This window comes from Bradyrhizobium monzae, from assembly GCF_021458635.1.
Taxonomy (GTDB): Bacteria; Pseudomonadota; Alphaproteobacteria; order Rhizobiales; family Xanthobacteraceae; genus Bradyrhizobium.
In genome coordinates this window covers 430,176-445,586 of record NZ_JAIRDQ010000004.1, presented here as the reverse complement: position 1 = coordinate 445,586, position 15,411 = coordinate 430,176, and the positions used below count along the sequence as shown (strand labels likewise).

Genomic DNA, 15,411 nt, shown 5'->3' with positions numbered 1-15,411 from the left:
GGAGCGGGGCGGTACCGTCGAGGCCACCTCACTTCTTCGCGTCAGCCTCTTCCGTGCCTTTGCACGAGATCAGCATTGTATAGGCCCGCGCGTTGCCGGCGATCTCGGGGGTCTTTAGCTCACCCTTCGGCTCGGCCGTCTGGTACGGCACCACCGAATTGTCGAGGAAATCGCGCAGTGCGCCGGTCTTGATCGCGAAATTGATGTTTTCGGGAATGGTGCCGGTTGCCACGGCGACTCGCAATCCATCGAGCTTTCTCGTGACCACGCCGACGACCTGCCCGGTTGTGTCGAACAGCGGGCCGCCACTATTGCCGGGTTGTACCGGTGCGCTGATTTGCAGGAACCGCGTGTCGTTGCGCATGCCGCTGAGCGAGCTCACGATCCCGGTCGTCACGGTGAAGTCCGATGTGAGCAAGCCATGATAGGGAAATCCGATCGCGACGACGGAATCGCCGGAGTGGAACGAGCGATCGCGGATCCGGGCAAAGTCCTTGAATGTCGCCGTCGACGACGGCTGCAACAGGGCTAGATCGTTGTTCGCGTCGCTCGACACGACGCGCAACACCATCGCGGCCTCCCCGGTGAGATTGCCCTTGAGCTCGCTGCACCCGTCGATCACGTGGTTGTTGGTGACGATGTGTCCGCTGGCGCTGACCACGAAGCCGGTGCCAAAGCCGGAGCTGCTCTTGGCCCCTCTGCCGGGTTTGCTCGCTGGCGGTGCGCCTTGCTTGTCTGCCGTAGCTGCCGGCTTCGCGGCACCTTTGGTGAAATCGCCGGCCTTGTCGAGCCCGTCGGCTTTTACCTTCGTCACGCAATTCGCCAACGCTGCGATCACCGGCCCGGTCGAGGTCAGGTCGAAATTCAGGACGGCGCGGCCGGCCGTCGCGACCATCAGGCTCGCCTTCTGAAACGTACGCACGACATTGACCGGCATGATGGCCGTGAGCATGTTGGTCTGGTAGGCCGTCGCAAACAGCCTGGCTTGCTCCTGCCCGTCAAAGGTCACGTCAATCGCAGCGTTCTCGCCCTTGTTGAAGTGGTAGCTGGGACTCGCAAAGGCGAGTGACCATGTGCCGGCAGCATTTTGGCTCACGACGAGGATGACACCGTTCGCATAAGGCGTCGTTGCGGCGCAATGGGAGAAGGCGCCGGTCTGGTCGTTGCTAAAGGCGCCGCCGATCCAATTGCCGACATTGACGGAGCCGAACGGTCCTGCCGCATGCGACAGTCCGGCAAGATACAGCTGCAACAGAGACGCAACGACAAACGACTTTAACCACATAACTTTCCCCCGGAGCGCTTTGGCGGCATCTTATCTGTGCGGGCAGGTTTCGCGCAACCGACAGTTGTCCGATCGGGTCGCGTCCCCTGCGGACGACTTTCCGGCTTGCCTTTACTTTGTAGTGCGGTATGCTTTGCGTTACAAAGTGATCGGGCGGTGCCGGTCCGTGAGCTGGGTGGAGCGGAGTTTTGGCGTTGCCGATGCGCGATCTCGACAAGGCCCTGGCCGACATCGTGGCGATCCGCAGCCAGATCGCGGCCGGCACGGCGTTCCGTGGCTACGGTCCGGCGACGATGGCTGCGACCGGCGCGGTCGCGCTTGTCACTGCGATCCTGCAATTCTGGCTGCTCGGCGATCCCACCGGCGAGCCGCTCGGCTTCTTTCTCGGCTGGTTCGTTGCGGCTGCGCTGTCCGGCCTGATGATCTGGATCGAGATGCGCGCGCGTTCGCGCCGTCATCATTCGGGCCTCGCCGACGCCATGATCCATCAGGCGGTCGAGCAGTTCCTGCCCGCGGGCGTCGCCGGCATCCTGCTCGCGGTGGTGATGTGGAAGTTCGCAGCCGAGACGCTGTGGCTCCTGCCGGGGCTGTGGCAGATCCTGGTCTCGCTCGGCATTTTCGCGTCCGTTCGATCGCTGCCGCGCAGCGTGGCGTTCGCAGGGGCCTGGTACTTCATCTCGGGTTTTGCAGTGGTGGTGCTGGCGAGCCGGACTCACGTGCTGTCGCCTTGGACAATGGGACTGCCTTTCGTGTTCGGCCAGTCGATGATGGCGGCCATTCTGTATGTTGCGTCCGGAGAGAATGATGTCGAAGACTGACAGCGCGCCTTTCTCCTATGAAGGGCTCGACCGTGTGATCCACGAGAAGGCGAGGCTCGGGCTTCTGACCTCACTGATGGCGCACCCGAAGGGCCTTGCCTTCGCCGATCTCAAACAGCTCTGCGGCCTCACCGACGGCAATCTCAGCCGGCACCTCGCCGTGCTCCAGGAGGCTGGCCTCGTCGAGGTGACCAAGGGCTATGAGGGCAATCGCCCGCACACCACCTGCCGTCTGACCAAGACCGGACGCCGTCGCTTCCTCGACTATCTCGCCGTGCTCGAGCGTCTCGTGCGCGATGCCGCCAAGGCCGCCGGCCGCGAGGCACCGCCGCTTGGCCGCCTCGGCATTCTCCCGACCTGATCGTCCCCCCTTTTTGACTGGAGACTTTGCGATGCAAAGTGACGTCACGTCCCCCAACGAGAAACTTCATGTCGGTATCATCATGGACGGCAACGGACGATGGGCGACACGACGCGGCCTGTCGCGCGTGCGCGGCCATGAGGCCGGCGTCGAGGCGATCCGCCGCATCGTCGAGGTCGCGCCCAAACAGGGCGTCGGTACGCTGACGCTCTACGCGTTCTCGACCGACAATTGGCGCCGACCGAAGGCTGAGGTTGCAGCCCTGATGACGCTGCTGCGCTTCTATCTCGCCAATGAAGTGCAGAGCCTGGTGAAGAACGGCGTGCGGCTCACCGTGATCGGCCGTCGCGACCGCTTGCCGGACGGCATCGCCACGGCCATCGCGCGTGCGGAGGCGGCCACTGCCCGCGGCACCACGCTGCATCTGCGCATCGCCGTCGACTATTCCGCGCGCGACGCCATCCTCAATGCCGCGGCGAAGGCGGCCGCGCTGACCAGCCTCACCCGCGAAGCGTTCTCGCAATTGGTCACCGGGGAGGCCGGCTTGCGCGACGTCGATCTCATCATCCGCACGTCGGGCGAAAAGCGGCTGTCGGACTTCCTGCTCTGGGAAGGCGCCTATGCCGAGCTGCATTTCACCGAGCGGATGTGGCCCGAATTCGATGCCGGGGATCTGGCCGCGGCGCTCGCCTCGTTCCATGGCCGCGAGCGACGCTTCGGCGGCCTCCAGGCGATCATGCCTGAGGAGGTGCCTTCACTCTCTCGGGCGTGACGCAGAAGCGGAGCAGAAGAGTCTCCGCGGCAGTCACGCACGATGTCTTCGGGTTCAGTCGGGGGATTGGGCTTCTTCATAGAAGCGGGACGGACGATCACGCCAACCAAAGCGGGAGCGAAAGTCCATGCGTGTTCTTCTCGTCAACGTGCCTCATCCCTCGATCGGAAGCCGGATTCCGGACGATCATCTGCCGCCGCTCGGCTTGCTCGCGGTCGGCGGCCCACTGATCGACGACGGTCATACCGTGCGGCTGATCGATGCCGAGTTCGGACCAATGCCGGTCGCGGACATTGTTACCGAGACGAACCGCTTCGCTCCGGATGCCGTGTTGTTCGGCCATTCCGGCTCAACCTCCGGACATCCGGTTATTTCAGAAATTGCGCAGGCCCTGGTGAAAGCCATGCCGGGCGTGCTGATCGTCTATGGCGGCGTGTTCCCGACCTATCACTGGCGCGACGTCCTGCGCGATGAGCCCTATGTCAGCGCCATCGTCCGTGGCGAAGGCGAGGAGACTGCGCGGCGCCTGATGCGCGCGCTGGAAAATGGCCACGATCTCGGCGGTGTTGCCGGCATCGCGTTTCGCGATGCCACGGGTCCACGCGCGACCCTGCCTGCGCCCGTGATCGCGGACCTCGATGCCTATCGCATCGGCTGGGAACTGATCGATCACGCGCGCTACAGCTATTGGGGCGGCCTGCGCGCCGTGGTCGTACAGTTCTCGCGCGGCTGCCCGCATCTGTGCAACTATTGCGGCCAGCGCGGCTTCTGGACGCGATGGCGCCATCGCGATCCCGTCCGCTTCGCCAAAGAGCTGGCTCGCCTGCATCGTGAGCACGGTGTGAAGGTCATCAACTTCGCGGACGAAAATCCGACTGTATCCAAGAAGGCGTGGCGAGCCTTCCTCGACGCGCTGATCGCCGAGAATGTCGATCTCATCCTGGTGGGATCGACTCGCGCCGACGACATCGTGCGCGATGCCGACATCCTGCATCTCTACAAGCAGGCAGGCTGGCAGCGCTTCCTGCTCGGGCTGGAGAACACCGATGAGAAGACGCTGGAGCTGATCCGCAAGGGTGCGACGACCGCAACCGACCGCGAGGCCATTCGTCTGTTGCGGCAGCATGGCATCCTGTCGATGGCGACCTGGGTGGTCGGGTTCGAGGAAGAAACCGATCGCGACCACTGGCGTGGATTGAAGCAGCTGCTGGCCTACGATCCCGATCAGGTGCAGCTGCTCTACGTCACGCCGCATCGCTGGACACCGTACTTCCGGCTCGCTGCCGACCGCCGCGTGATCCAGCCGGATCGCCGCCGCTGGGATTACAAGCATGAGGTGCTGGCGACGCGCTACATGGCGCCGTGGCGCGTGCTGGTCTGGTTCAAATTCACGGAGATGGTGCTGCAATGTCGCCCCAAGGCGATCTGGCGCGTGCTGTTTCAGCGCGATGCCGGCCTACGGCACGCCATGCGCTGGTACACGCATATGGGCCGCAGGGTCTGGCCGCACGAGATCCTGGAATTCTTGCGCGCGCGACGGTTGAGATGGGGGCCCACGGTGCGGGAATTCTGGGGCGCGCCGCAGGACGCCGAAGAGCAGTCGATGACGGCAACACGGCCCGAACGGCATGTCGGCGCGCGCGAAGCTGCATGAGCGCGGCCCCCTTGTGATGTCCGGCACGGGACAACGCGCTGTTCGTTTCTGGCCGCAAGATTGGCAGCTCTGTCCAAGCGGCCAATGCGCGGCGTCGGTTAGATGTGCGGTTCACGCAATCTGCGGAGAGCTTCGCGCATGTCACAGCTATCTCTGGATGCCGCTGTCGAGCCGGATGAAACAAATGGTGCAGTCTGGATCAGGGCTGCCAATGCATCGGACGTGGAGAGCCTCTCGATCTATTTCACCGGCCTTTCCACGACAACGCGCGACAAGCGCTTTATGGGCGCGCGTGCCGATCTTGCCGTGGTCGCGGCCGAATGCGTCGCCAAGGTCAGCCATCCCGACTATTTCACTTTGCTTGCGGAGCTCAGGCTGGATCAAGGGCAAAGCACGATCATCGGCGAAGCGCGATACGCGTATGACGCGCTCGCCCGGCATGGCGATTTCGCTATCTCTGTTGCCGATGTCTTTCAGCGCAAGGGCGTCGGCCTGCAGATGATGACGGCGATGGAGCGACGCGCGAGCGGTCTCGGTCACGAGATGATCGCGGCCGAGACCGCACGAACCAATGCCGAGATGCGCTGCCTCGCGAAGAAGGCGGGGTTTGCGGATACCGGCCTTGGAGACTGGCAGTCGGTTCATCTCGCAAAACGGCTGTCGCGCTGAGCCCGGCCGCCAAAAGCCTGGGCAGGCCGGCGGCAGGGTCAAAAACCGCTGCATCTCCTTGCGGATCGTGCTCTACTATCTCCCAGGACGGGAGTATGCGGCCATGCGCGGGGTTCTGGATTATTGCACCGGTGGAACTGAGCGGCAGGTTGCGGCCGGCACGCATCTGGTGACCGAAGGCGGCGCCTCCGGCCATCTCTATGTGCTGATGAACGGCAAGCTCGAGGTGCTCAAGGGCGAGATGGTGGTCGCCACCATTGCCGAGCCCGGGGCGGTGCTGGGCGAGATGTCCGTGTTGCTGGGGCTGCCGCACACGGCGACAGTACGTGCCTGCTCCGACACGGTCGTCTACGAATTCCCAGATGCTGCCTCGCTCCTCAAGCGGGAGCCGGAGGTCGCGCTGCTGATCGCGCGCATGCTGGCGCAGCGGCTCAATGCCGCCAACACCTATCTCGCCGATCTCAAGCGGCAATATGCCGGTCACGGCACGCATCTCGCCATGGTCGGCGAGGTGCTCCAGAGCATGATCAACCTGCCACCGCTCGAGGTCTCGCCAGGTTCGGATCGGCAATCCGACCCAAGGATGTGAGCCAGTCCGGCGACTCCTCGATAGTGGATGCCGGCCGCTTCAGCGGCACACCGAGATCGATCCACTGCGCTTCGCCCGCCGCCAGCCAGAACGCCTTGTTCTCATCCAGGTCCAGCACGACGTGCGTCGGCGGCCGGCCGGGTTGCAGGCCGGCATTGAACACCCAGGTCTGGCCCAGCCGGTCGAACCACGAGCCGTCGGTGATGAAGGGGGATTGATGCACATGGCCCGAGATCACCATCGACGGCTGATACTGCATGATCCACTGCACCAGCTCGACATCGCCGAAGAACCGCTTGCCGCCCCAGCTCGTCGGTGAATTGGCCGGTGGTGCGTGATGCGCCCAGATCCATCGCCGCGAACGGTTGAGCGAGGCATCGCGCAGCTGATCGGCGATGCGCTGCTTGACCAGCGGTCCGTCCCACCACGGGCACACCGTGAACAGCGTGTCGCCGATGGTGAGATTGTCGCCGTCGCAGGCGATGCCCAACTCGCGCACCTCCGAGATCCAGCGCGAGATCTTCTCGCCCTCCGCATTGCGCTCGTCGAGGTCATGATTGCCGGAGCAGAGAATGACCCTCGCCTGCGCCGAGATCAGCGCGAGGTACTTCTTCACCACCACGATCTGGGCGCGGAAATCCACCGTCGATCCGATGTCCAGCGCATCGCCGGCGAAGATCACAAGGTCGAATTGCGGCGCAGCGCTGACCAGCCAGTCGAGCTGCGGCAGCGAGTAGTGCAGGTCGGCCACGACCAGGCAACGCATTGCGGATCCGCCGGAGAGAGTGCGAAAATGTCTGGGAATTCCAAATCGTTGTAAAGCAAGAAGCGGACCAGCGTAGCTGTGACAGGCGGGAGCGCGCAAGTGACGGTGCGTCGCAGGGCTGGACCGGATCGTCGGATTCTGGTGTCGTGGCGCGCCTTCAACGCGAGTGATCGCATGACCTCTTTCAAGACCATTCGTGCCCGTGCCGAGAAGCGCAAGGGCGGGCCCAAGGCGCTCGACAGACTGATGCCTGACACGCCCGACCTGAAGAGGCTTGCAAAACTCGGCGACGATCGCATCCTCGCCGAGATGACCAGGCGGGTGTTTTGCGCGGGCTTCGCCTGGAGCGTGATCGATGCGAAGTGGGATGGTTTTGAAGACGCTTTCCTTCGCTTCCAGCCGGCCAAGCTCGGCTTCCAGCCCGAAGATTATTGGGAAGCCCTGCTGCGCGATGCGCGGATCGTGCGCAATGGCGCCAAGATCATGTCGGTGCGCGATAACGCCGCCTTTGTGCAGGAGATCGCGAAAGAGCACGGCAGCTTCGGCAAGTTTCTGGCGAAATGGCCGCCGTCCAACGAGATCGGCCTGCTCGATCTCCTGACCAGACGCGGCTCTAGGCTGGGTGGCAACACGGGCCAGATGCTGCTGCGCTTCGTCGGCTGGGACGGCTTCGTCACGTCGAAGGATGTCGTCGCCTGCCTGCGCGATGCCGGCCTCGACATCGCCGAAGAGGTCAAGTCGAAGCGCGATCTCGCCAAGGTGCAGGCGCAGTTCAACGCCTGGGCGGAGGAGACGGGGCTGCCCTACACCTATCTGTCGCGCATCTGCGCGCTTTCGGTTGGCGAAAACCGGAGCGAGCACTAGCGCCGATCGATCAGATCGTGGACATCGTGTGGCGATCTCGCGCCGCCGGCGCGGCAGATGCGACGCGCGATCACGAAATACATTTTGCAGGAACATTTGTGCGCAGCACCCGTTCGGAAATTTGAGCCAGGCGACACAGGCGCAGGGAACACGCGCTCCGGCCAAACCTTGGTTCAAGCCATGAAACCAACACGACAGAACGGAGCAGCTCATGAAGCTCACATCCGAACAGGTGAAGCAGACCGTCAACCAGCTCGGCGCGCAGGTGCTGCCCGACGAGCATCCGGCCATGCCGCAGCTCAACAGCATGTTCGGGGAACACACCTTCTTCGTCGACGAGATGGGATTGAAAGTTCTTGAGCCAACGCCGTCGCTGAGTGCGGAACGTCAGACCGGTGAAGTCGTCAGCCTCGCCGACTGGAGCGATGCGGATCTGACGCGCCTGATGGCACACGAGCCCGAACCAACCGGCGTGATCGTGGTGTTCGAGCATGTCAGGCACTGAGATTGCGAGGACGAGAGCCGCGTACGGCCCCCGTCCGGATCGCAGTTGAGATCAGGGGCGGTTGAGCGGACGGCGAAGATCGCCGGCGCCGGCGAAGAGGTTGTGGAAGAGGTTGACAACACTGTCCCAGAAGCTGCCGCCGGCGATCGTCTCGAGCTCCGTCTCCGTCAATTCGCGAGCCTTGTTCTGCATGGCAGTCTCCTCATTTCAGTTCGCGCGGGCCGTTCCGCGCGATGCAGGAAGAATGATGCGAGCCGGCCGCGCGGCCGTGATGCGCGACACTGAAAAGAACAGCCGCCCTTCGGGGTACCGAAGGGTGGCTGGATCAGGCTTATGGTGCGTTGCTGATATCAGAGCCGGTCGTTGAGCAGGACGCCGGACAGCGAGGGGACGGGGAGTTCTGGTCGTTTGGCTATTCCGACCTTACGTCGCGACGACGGAGACGTTTCTGCTCGACCGGATAAATCCGACGTGGTTCATGTTCGTGGTCGCGACCGGCGGGTTGCATTTTCTCGCGCGATTTGGCGTGAGATCCTGAACCCGGCCTTCGGGCGGCGCCTGTTGGTGGGAAACCGCGTTCGGTATGCTCCGGCACGAAGAGGCGATGCCGCGGGACATTTCTGCGCAACGTCAATGAATGAGTAACCGTTTTTGTTAAGGCGAACGCGCGCTGCGAAGGTGCCGTGAGTTCATTAACGACAGCAGTGCTAATTGGCCTCTGCGGAAAGCCATCTATGATAAATTACGGGTATGAAGGCCCGTCGAGGCGTCTGGTAGCGGAATTCGACGTCATGGATCAGCATCTGCCGCGCCAAAAGCTGACCACGCACCCAACAGGCCGCTTCCCCTGAACGGCGAATTCGGGCGCGAGCTGTTCATGGACGTGATCAACCAGTTCGCTGGCAAGGAGAGATGAGATGCAGGTCGGATCCGCGCTTCAGATCAATTTGCATCCGCTGGACGTGCGCCATGCGGTCCACACACTTCCGCATCAGATCGACGTGTGGGGCGACCAGGTCGATCGTATCGTATTCACGGTTGACACCAGGCAGAGCAGGAGCGGCCGCTACAGCGGTCATGCTTACGAGGAGTACCGCGGACGCCTGTTTGCGCTCCTGGAGGCCATCGCGCTGAAGTCGCCGAAGGCGGAAATTTCCGAGGTCGACTATTCGCCGACGGCGCTCGAGTCCGTGCGGCAGCGTTATTTCTCGACAAGCCGCGCCTATCCGGAAAAGGCCTTCGATGGCGGACCGTTCCATGCCTATTTCTACGGCCTGCTGAAGGCGGACGCGGACTATGTGGTCCATATGGACAGCGACATGCTGTTCGGCGGTGGCAGCCAGGTCTGGCTGGAGGAGGCGATCGGCTGGCTGAGGGCGACGCCGGATGCGCTATTCGCCGGACCACTTCCTGGTCCGCCCCGCGCTGACGGCACACTCGCCGATCTACATGGAGGGTTCCCGGGTTTGACCGGCGTCCGGCCGCCCGAGCGGCTCGCCGCCGCCTACCCGGCTTACCGCTTTTGCAGCGTGAGCACGCGTATCTTCGTGCTCGATCAAAACAAGTTCGATGCATCGATCGGGGCGCTGGAGCTGGTGCGTCCGAATCTCCGGCGCCGGATCCGCGCCAGATTGTTTCGCCAGTCGCCGCTGACGATGCCGGCCGAGGAGATCATCTCGGCGGCCATGATGCGCAGGGGACTTTCCCGCATCGACTTTCTCGGTTCGGGAGCCGGGCTCTACTCGCTTCATCCACCGTATCGCACGGAAACATTCTATCGGGAATTGCCGCACCTGATCGCACGCATCGTGGCCGGTGCGATACCGGAAGCCCAGCGCGGCGAGTACGATGTCAATTCAAGCATGTTCGACTGGACGGAGGCACTGAGGCAGAAGACCACCGGTCGTCGTCTTGCCCGAGCCGCACGGGCGCTGTTGTCGAGCTAAGCATCGCGGTCGAAAGCTTGCGCAGACTAACAGGCCTTGCCGTTCGTAGCGGCCGCGGGTCTTGCTGAAGCGCACGACGACGCATATCGGGGACTTTTCGCCTTCACCCGGCGCGTCAGCAAGGCATCCCTTGCCGGCAGAAATTCGAGATCGTCGAGGCCAACGCAGCGCAGGCATGCCGGGCCGGGACTCTCCATCATCAGCAGGCCTCCGGTGCCGCCACACCGGTGGCATGTCCACTCCGCGTTCAATGGCCGGATAGCCACCAGCTCCGGGGCTCGGCTTGTCTTCTCCGACAGACGCTCACGCTTCTTTTCGGAAAGCGAAGGCGAGACCCGATGGGTGCGATATGACTCCTCGACAGCCGGATCTCCGCTGTGGCTGAAACGCAGGGTCTGGCGGTGCGGCGTACGTGCGACATACTCGGTCCGGCTTGCGAGCAATCCTTGCGCGGCCGACCAGGACAGGAAGGACCGCAGCGCGTCGGAGATTCGCGGCACGTCGATTCGGACGACTTCCTCCAGGCATTCGACTTGCCCGCGGCGCCAACGCTCCACCGCTTCAGGGTCAAGCCACCCAATCCCGACAAGGATGTCGACGGCGCTCACAAACTGCCTGGGGTCAAGCGCAGCTTCAGCCGCCCTGGCGACGCGATCGGCAAGCAGAACCTTATTCCTCCGGCCCATTGGCGCGCTCCGGAATTCTATCAACGCAAAAGACGGCAACCGAGGAGATCAACCAGCTCTCGATCGCTGGCCTTCCGATTGATCCGCGGTGTCGATGAAATGTGCCATAACAGGCCATCGCCGTCGAGGCAGGGAGCTTGCGACGACTTCCCTGGGCAGCCCCGCCATCTTTAGACCTTCACAGAAGCGATTGCGCTCCTGCCAGAATGCAGCGTTGCGCGAGGGGTCCCGATGCTCTCCGCCGCGACCGCGCAGGCGAAGGTCGGCCGCGTAGCGGCAAGGCCCACGCAATAGCGGAGCATTTTTCGGTTCTAGCGTACTGTGGCGAACAGCGGCGCACCATTCAGAACAAAGCCGCGAACTCATATATAATTGAAACTGCTATATAAATCCAAGCTCCTGGAAGAAGCGAAGCGCTGAAGGCCGCCACATCCCCCAACTGTTTCCGCCGAGCATATGATGGACGTGGTTTAGCGACCCGCGCAACGCCCGCGCTCAGGGCTGCCCAGCGCCAGAGCCAGCTGGGTTAGAGGCCAACTTCGAGACTGGCGTATGCCCAAGGGACGGCTCGTTGGCCGACCGCTAGGTAGCTTGTTCGCAGCTGTCCGCTTTTCCGGGAGAAGCGAAAGCGGACGCTAGCTCTGCTGGTTTACCGTGGGTAAGCTTATGCAATGAACGATGTCACCGCTCGAACGAACGCCGAAGCCTTGACCGAGAAAAGCCTCGCTCAAACAAAGACTCGAGAAAGCCCGCCACGCACGGATGTCGGGACGATAACGCTCCATTGGGCGACCGCGCTCGCTTTCGTCGTAAGCCTCGTTACCGGCATACGCATCGCAGCGGACGCGCTGCGCGCCCCTTTCTCGAAATGGCTTGCTCCGGTCCTGCCTCAGGGCGAGATCTTTTCCTGGCATTTCCTCGCGGGGCTCGCCGTCTTCTTCTGTGGGTCGGCCTACGTCGCCTACCTCGCGCGCAGCGGCCTCGTCGAGCGCAACACCCTCAAGAAGACGCGGATCCTCGCGATGCGCGCTCCGACTCGCCTCAAGTGGGGGGCCGTCAACATCATCCTGCACTGGTTCGTCTATGCGCTCGTGATCTTCCTCACGGGGACGGGCGTCATGATGTATCTCGGCTACGGCGGCTGGTGGGCTTATCTCCACTCGACCGCCGCCTTCGTCGCGCTCGTCTATATCTTCGCGCATGTCGTTGCGCATTATCTCTATGGTGGCTGGCTGCAGATTTTCCGCGTGTTTCGGCCGACGCCGCTCGCGATCACGAAGGCCGTGCGGCCGAGGCCTCTTCTCGTCGCCGCTGCAATCGGCGTGGCAGTCGCGTGCGGCGTTGCCGGGCTCGACTGGGCGACGCGCGATGCGCTCGTCGCCGCGCGGGTGAGCGACGCGCCCAAGCTGGACGGCGCCATGGGCGATCCCGCCTGGTCGCGCGCGCGCCCCGTCTTCATCCGCACGCAGCAGGGTGCCAATCTCGACGGATCGGGCGAATCGCTGGTGGAAGTGCGCGCCCTGCACGACGGGCAGAAGATCTATTTCGCCTTCCGGTGGGACGATCCCACGCGCTCCCTGCGCCGGATTCCGATCATTAAGAAGGAGGATGGCTGGCACGTTCTCGACGAGCGTGCGGGTCTGCAAGACGCCGTCGACTTCTATGAGGATAAACTGGCGGTCATTTTCTCCGATAATCCGTCGCTTGGCGGCGCAGGCGCGACGGATCTCGGCGCCAACCCGCTGCCCGGAAAACCGATCCCGATCAACGGCCGGGGCTTCCACTACACGACGGATGGCAGCTACATAGACATGTGGCAGTGGAAGGCGTCGCGCGGGGGCATGCTCGGGCGTGTCGATAGCCAATATATTGGTCCGCCCTACGCCCCGACCTTGGACGAGCAAAATTACGATGCCCGCTACCAGGGCGGCTATTGGAACAAGCCAGGTCGCTCTCTTTATTCGTATAACTTCAAGTTCATCCGTAGGGACGACAAAGGGCCCGTCACGGTTCTGCGGCTTCCCAAGGACTGGAAGGCGCAGGTCGCAGCCCTCGGCAAATTCGATCTCAATCCCAGCAGTAGCGATGACGAAAACGGCCGCTGGTACATGTTCGACCGGGAGAGCGAACCCTACACTCCAGAGGCCGACGCGAGGATTCCCGTTGGTACGATCCTGCCCGGCGTGATTATTGCCGGCGACAACGACGGAGAGCGGGCCAATGTCACTGGGGTTTCAAGATGGAGCAACGGACATTGGACGCTCGAGCTGACGCGCAACATGAAAAGCGATGGCAGATATGACAAAGCCTTCGTGCCAGGCCACGATCTCTACATGTGGGTCGCCGTCTTCGACCATGCACAGACGCGGCATGCGAGCCATAACCGCCCGGTGCTTGTCGTCATGCAGAAATAGGCATCTCACGGGCGGCGACGAGCTCGACCGGAGGCTACTACGGCGCGGCTGCGCCGAAGCATGCCTTCGCCCTCATCCGCGCATCGCATTCTGGCGCGGCGAGCAGCGGCCTGCTCGCAGAAATTCGCGGCGCCCAGAGGCCTCGCGATGAAGAGGCATTGTCGGCTCGTCCTCAATGGCAAGCTCGTCGAAGCCCGCGCCGGCGAAAGCCTGATCGACGCGGCGCTCGGCGGCTCGATCCTCATTCCACACGACTGCAGATCGGGACAATGTCAGAGCTGCCGCGTGACGGTCGTTTCGGGATCGGTCGATGACGGCGGCTCGGGCCATGGCCGCACTGTGCTCGCCTGCCAGGCCGCGGTCGCAGGCGATGCGGAGATCGAATTCGAAGAATTGCCGCTACCGATCAAGCGCGCGTGCGTCGTTACCGAGATCAACGAGCTCTCGCCAGAGATCGCCGAAGTCGTGCTGACGACCTCAGCGCCGCTCGAGTTTCGGCCGGGCCAATATGTGCGCGTCAAGTTTTCCGGCTATCCTGCGCGCGAGTTCAGCCCGACCTTCAGGCTCGATGGTTCCTTCAAGCAAGTCGAACTCGTCTTCCACATCCGGCGCCTGCCTGACGGCACCGTGTCGGGGCAGATCGCCAAGGCCATCAGGCCCGGCCATGCGGCGCATGTGCAAGGCCCCTTCGGACAAGCCTATCTACGACAGGGCCAGGGGCCGCTGGTGCTGGTCGCCGGCGGAGCAGGCTGGGCCCCGATCTGGGCGCTGGCCCGCTCGGCGCGCTCAACCCAGCGCAACCGCGAGATGGCGGTCGTCGCCGGCAGCCGGGATGCCGATAACCTCTATATGCTTCCCTCGTTGCAGTGGCTGATCGACGACGGTGTCCGCGACGTCATTGCGACGACAGAGGTCGGATCTACCCTGCCGATCAGGCCCGGGCGCCCATCGCACTACCTGCCCCTGCTCGGGCTGGAGGATACGGTTTACGTCGCCGGCCCCGTTGGTCTCGTCGATATCGTAAAGAACAAGGCGCGCTCGGCCAATGCGCAATGCTACGCCGATCCTTTCCTGCCGAGCTCTCAAACCTCATCGCTGATGGACAAGATCACCCATCTATGGCGAAGCCGGGAGCAGCCTCATCGCCCCGGTCCGTGAGCCGATGCCGAGCTCAGCAGCGCCGGCGGCTCACGGCTTGACGGGCAGACTACCGAGGCTAGTGATGACGTCGGCCGCCTTCTGCGTATCGGCAAAGCGTAGAAAGGCCAAGGCGTCCGGATCCTGCAACGTGTTCAAATAGATCAGCGCCAGCACCACGCTCGAGGGATAATCCGCGTCGGTCGGGTAGTGACCGTCCACGCGAAGCACTGTGAGCCCCTGTTCCAACGGCCGCGAGAAGGGACCGAAGCCGATCGCGCCTTGAACATCGCGAACCGTCTCGATCGCTTCCTGTGTTGTGGTTGCCGTCTTCGATTTCTCGGTGATCTCGAGATTATGCCAGCCGGGCATGCTGGCCCGTAGCACGGTGAGAGTGCTGTCCTGGTCCTCGCGCCGCACGACACGAATGCGCATATCGGCTCCGCCCAGCTCCTTCCAATTCGCGAGGCGGCCCGAATAGATCGCAACGAGCTGATCGCTTGTGACGGCACTCACTCCGCAGCCGGGATGGATGATGAAAGCCGAGGGCAGGCGGGCGATCGCCTTGTAGACGATTCCGGAGGCCGCTTCGGCGTCGGTTAGGCGGCGTGCGACGCGGCCCAGGATCGCTTTGCCGGATCCCACGGCCGCGATGCCTCCGCCAGAACCGATGCTCGGCGGGACCTCGACACGTGCCGATCCTTCCTGCTGCATGAAGCTCGCGGCGATGACACGGAGGACATCGATGCCGTCTCCGGTCCCGACGATGTCGAGCCGGCGTGTTTCGGCGCTGACGGCATTCACCCCCGCAATGCAGAGGCCCAAAATTGCTGCCGTGATCCTCGCAAATGCCATTGCAAACCCCTTCGAACCACGAGGTGGCCAATCTGGCAAAGAAACCTAAACCATCTGTTGTCGCAACACCGTGCCTTTGGAATTATCCGT

General features: G+C 63.2%; 16 protein-coding genes. 11 read left to right on the top strand and 5 right to left on the bottom strand.

Annotated features, from left to right (window positions below):
• Positions 1-28: 28 nt before the first annotated feature.
• A complete protein-coding gene (locus K3F49_RS18440) occupies positions 29-1,285 on the bottom strand; it encodes a S1C family serine protease (RefSeq protein WP_234682366.1) in 1,257 nt (418 codons plus the stop codon).
• Positions 1,286-1,485: 200 nt separating this feature from the next.
• On the opposite strand from K3F49_RS18440, the gene K3F49_RS18435 reads away from it, so the two are divergent.
• The 6 genes from K3F49_RS18435 (at position 1,486) to K3F49_RS18410 (ending at position 6,148) form a co-directional block, all read left to right on the top strand.
• Positions 1,486-2,103, top strand: coding sequence for a hypothetical protein (locus tag K3F49_RS18435; RefSeq protein WP_234682365.1), 618 nt, complete (start codon positions 1,486-1,488; stop codon positions 2,101-2,103).
• Complete coding sequence (locus K3F49_RS18430) at positions 2,090-2,464, top strand: transcriptional regulator (RefSeq protein WP_194465100.1); 375 nt, start codon at positions 2,090-2,092, stop codon at positions 2,462-2,464. The genes K3F49_RS18435 and K3F49_RS18430 overlap by 14 nt, the downstream gene beginning before the upstream one ends.
• Positions 2,465-2,495: 31 nt before the next feature.
• On the top strand, positions 2,496-3,236 hold the full coding sequence (locus K3F49_RS18425) for a di-trans,poly-cis-decaprenylcistransferase (protein ID WP_234682364.1): 741 nt from the start codon (positions 2,496-2,498) through the stop codon (positions 3,234-3,236).
• A 127-nt stretch (positions 3,237-3,363) separates the two neighbouring features.
• On the top strand, positions 3,364-4,890 hold the full coding sequence (gene bchE / locus K3F49_RS18420; protein ID WP_234682363.1) for a magnesium-protoporphyrin IX monomethyl ester anaerobic oxidative cyclase: 1,527 nt from the start codon (positions 3,364-3,366) through the stop codon (positions 4,888-4,890).
• A gap of 138 nt (positions 4,891-5,028) precedes the next feature.
• A complete protein-coding gene (locus K3F49_RS18415; protein ID WP_234682362.1) occupies positions 5,029-5,559 on the top strand; it encodes a GNAT family N-acetyltransferase in 531 nt (176 codons plus the stop codon).
• 103 nt (positions 5,560-5,662) lie between these two features.
• Entirely contained in the window at positions 5,663-6,148 is a 486-nt protein-coding gene (locus K3F49_RS18410; RefSeq protein ID WP_234682361.1) for a Crp/Fnr family transcriptional regulator, read from the top strand.
• Here the strand turns inward: K3F49_RS18410 and K3F49_RS18405 are convergent.
• A complete protein-coding gene (locus K3F49_RS18405) occupies positions 6,087-6,914 on the bottom strand; it encodes a metallophosphoesterase family protein (RefSeq protein WP_234682360.1) in 828 nt (275 codons plus the stop codon). The genes K3F49_RS18410 and K3F49_RS18405 overlap by 62 nt on opposite strands.
• Positions 6,915-7,088: 174 nt before the next feature.
• Here K3F49_RS18405 and K3F49_RS18400 point away from each other — a divergent pair, with 174 nt between their 5' ends.
• Together K3F49_RS18400 and K3F49_RS18395 are read left to right on the top strand one after the other, a co-directional pair.
• Positions 7,089-7,778 carry a DNA-3-methyladenine glycosylase I gene (locus K3F49_RS18400; RefSeq protein ID WP_234682359.1) on the top strand — a complete coding sequence of 230 codons (690 nt, stop codon included), beginning with the start codon at positions 7,089-7,091 and terminating at the stop codon, positions 7,776-7,778.
• A gap of 211 nt (positions 7,779-7,989) precedes the next feature.
• Positions 7,990-8,283 carry a hypothetical protein gene (locus K3F49_RS18395; RefSeq protein WP_194465094.1) on the top strand — a complete coding sequence of 98 codons (294 nt, stop codon included), beginning with the start codon at positions 7,990-7,992 and terminating at the stop codon, positions 8,281-8,283.
• A 51-nt stretch (positions 8,284-8,334) separates the two neighbouring features.
• Here K3F49_RS18395 and K3F49_RS18390 read toward each other — a convergent pair whose 3' ends face one another.
• A complete protein-coding gene (locus K3F49_RS18390) occupies positions 8,335-8,475 on the bottom strand; it encodes a ComC/BlpC family leader-containing pheromone/bacteriocin (RefSeq protein ID WP_234682358.1) in 141 nt (46 codons plus the stop codon).
• A 725-nt stretch (positions 8,476-9,200) separates the two neighbouring features.
• Between K3F49_RS18390 and K3F49_RS18380 the strand changes: the two genes are divergently transcribed.
• On the top strand, positions 9,201-10,229 hold the full coding sequence (locus K3F49_RS18380) for a glycosyltransferase family 2 protein (protein ID WP_234682357.1): 1,029 nt from the start codon (positions 9,201-9,203) through the stop codon (positions 10,227-10,229).
• Between the two features lie 26 nt (positions 10,230-10,255).
• On the opposite strand, the gene K3F49_RS18375 is transcribed toward K3F49_RS18380, so the two are convergent.
• Positions 10,256-10,915 (bottom strand): hypothetical protein, encoded by a 660-nt coding sequence (locus K3F49_RS18375; protein WP_234682356.1) that lies wholly within the window; start codon positions 10,913-10,915, stop codon positions 10,256-10,258.
• A 671-nt stretch (positions 10,916-11,586) separates the two neighbouring features.
• On the opposite strand from K3F49_RS18375, the gene K3F49_RS18370 reads away from it, so the two are divergent.
• Positions 11,587-13,329 (top strand): ethylbenzene dehydrogenase-related protein, encoded by a 1,743-nt coding sequence (locus K3F49_RS18370; protein ID WP_234682355.1) that lies wholly within the window; start codon positions 11,587-11,589, stop codon positions 13,327-13,329.
• 147 nt (positions 13,330-13,476) lie between these two features.
• Positions 13,477-14,487, top strand: a complete 1,011-nt coding sequence (locus K3F49_RS18365) for a 2Fe-2S iron-sulfur cluster-binding protein (RefSeq protein ID WP_234682354.1) — start codon at positions 13,477-13,479, stop codon at positions 14,485-14,487.
• Positions 14,488-14,517: 30 nt separating this feature from the next.
• Here the strand turns inward: K3F49_RS18365 and K3F49_RS18360 are convergent, their stop codons facing one another.
• Positions 14,518-15,321 (bottom strand): substrate-binding domain-containing protein, encoded by an 804-nt coding sequence (locus K3F49_RS18360; protein WP_234682353.1) that lies wholly within the window; start codon positions 15,319-15,321, stop codon positions 14,518-14,520.
• Positions 15,322-15,411 lie beyond the last annotated feature (90 nt).

Coding starts and splice junctions, on each gene's coding strand:
- K3F49_RS18440 (WP_234682366.1), bottom strand. CDS start 1,285: ATGTGGTTAAAGTCGTTTGTCGTTGCGTCTCTGTTGCAGCTGTATCTT.
- K3F49_RS18435 (WP_234682365.1), top strand. CDS start 1,486: ATGCGCGATCTCGACAAGGCCCTGGCCGACATCGTGGCGATCCGCAGC.
- K3F49_RS18430 (WP_194465100.1), top strand. CDS start 2,090: ATGTCGAAGACTGACAGCGCGCCTTTCTCCTATGAAGGGCTCGACCGT.
- K3F49_RS18425 (WP_234682364.1), top strand. CDS start 2,496: ATGCAAAGTGACGTCACGTCCCCCAACGAGAAACTTCATGTCGGTATC.
- bchE (WP_234682363.1), top strand. CDS start 3,364: ATGCGTGTTCTTCTCGTCAACGTGCCTCATCCCTCGATCGGAAGCCGG.
- K3F49_RS18415 (WP_234682362.1), top strand. CDS start 5,029: ATGTCACAGCTATCTCTGGATGCCGCTGTCGAGCCGGATGAAACAAAT.
- K3F49_RS18410 (WP_234682361.1), top strand. CDS start 5,663: ATGCGCGGGGTTCTGGATTATTGCACCGGTGGAACTGAGCGGCAGGTT.
- K3F49_RS18405 (WP_234682360.1), bottom strand. CDS start 6,914: ATGCGTTGCCTGGTCGTGGCCGACCTGCACTACTCGCTGCCGCAGCTC.
- K3F49_RS18400 (WP_234682359.1), top strand. CDS start 7,089: ATGACCTCTTTCAAGACCATTCGTGCCCGTGCCGAGAAGCGCAAGGGC.
- K3F49_RS18395 (WP_194465094.1), top strand. CDS start 7,990: ATGAAGCTCACATCCGAACAGGTGAAGCAGACCGTCAACCAGCTCGGC.
- K3F49_RS18390 (WP_234682358.1), bottom strand. CDS start 8,475: ATGCAGAACAAGGCTCGCGAATTGACGGAGACGGAGCTCGAGACGATC.
- K3F49_RS18380 (WP_234682357.1), top strand. CDS start 9,201: ATGCAGGTCGGATCCGCGCTTCAGATCAATTTGCATCCGCTGGACGTG.
- K3F49_RS18375 (WP_234682356.1), bottom strand. CDS start 10,915: ATGGGCCGGAGGAATAAGGTTCTGCTTGCCGATCGCGTCGCCAGGGCG.
- K3F49_RS18370 (WP_234682355.1), top strand. CDS start 11,587: ATGAACGATGTCACCGCTCGAACGAACGCCGAAGCCTTGACCGAGAAA.
- K3F49_RS18365 (WP_234682354.1), top strand. CDS start 13,477: ATGAAGAGGCATTGTCGGCTCGTCCTCAATGGCAAGCTCGTCGAAGCC.
- K3F49_RS18360 (WP_234682353.1), bottom strand. CDS start 15,321: ATGGCATTTGCGAGGATCACGGCAGCAATTTTGGGCCTCTGCATTGCG.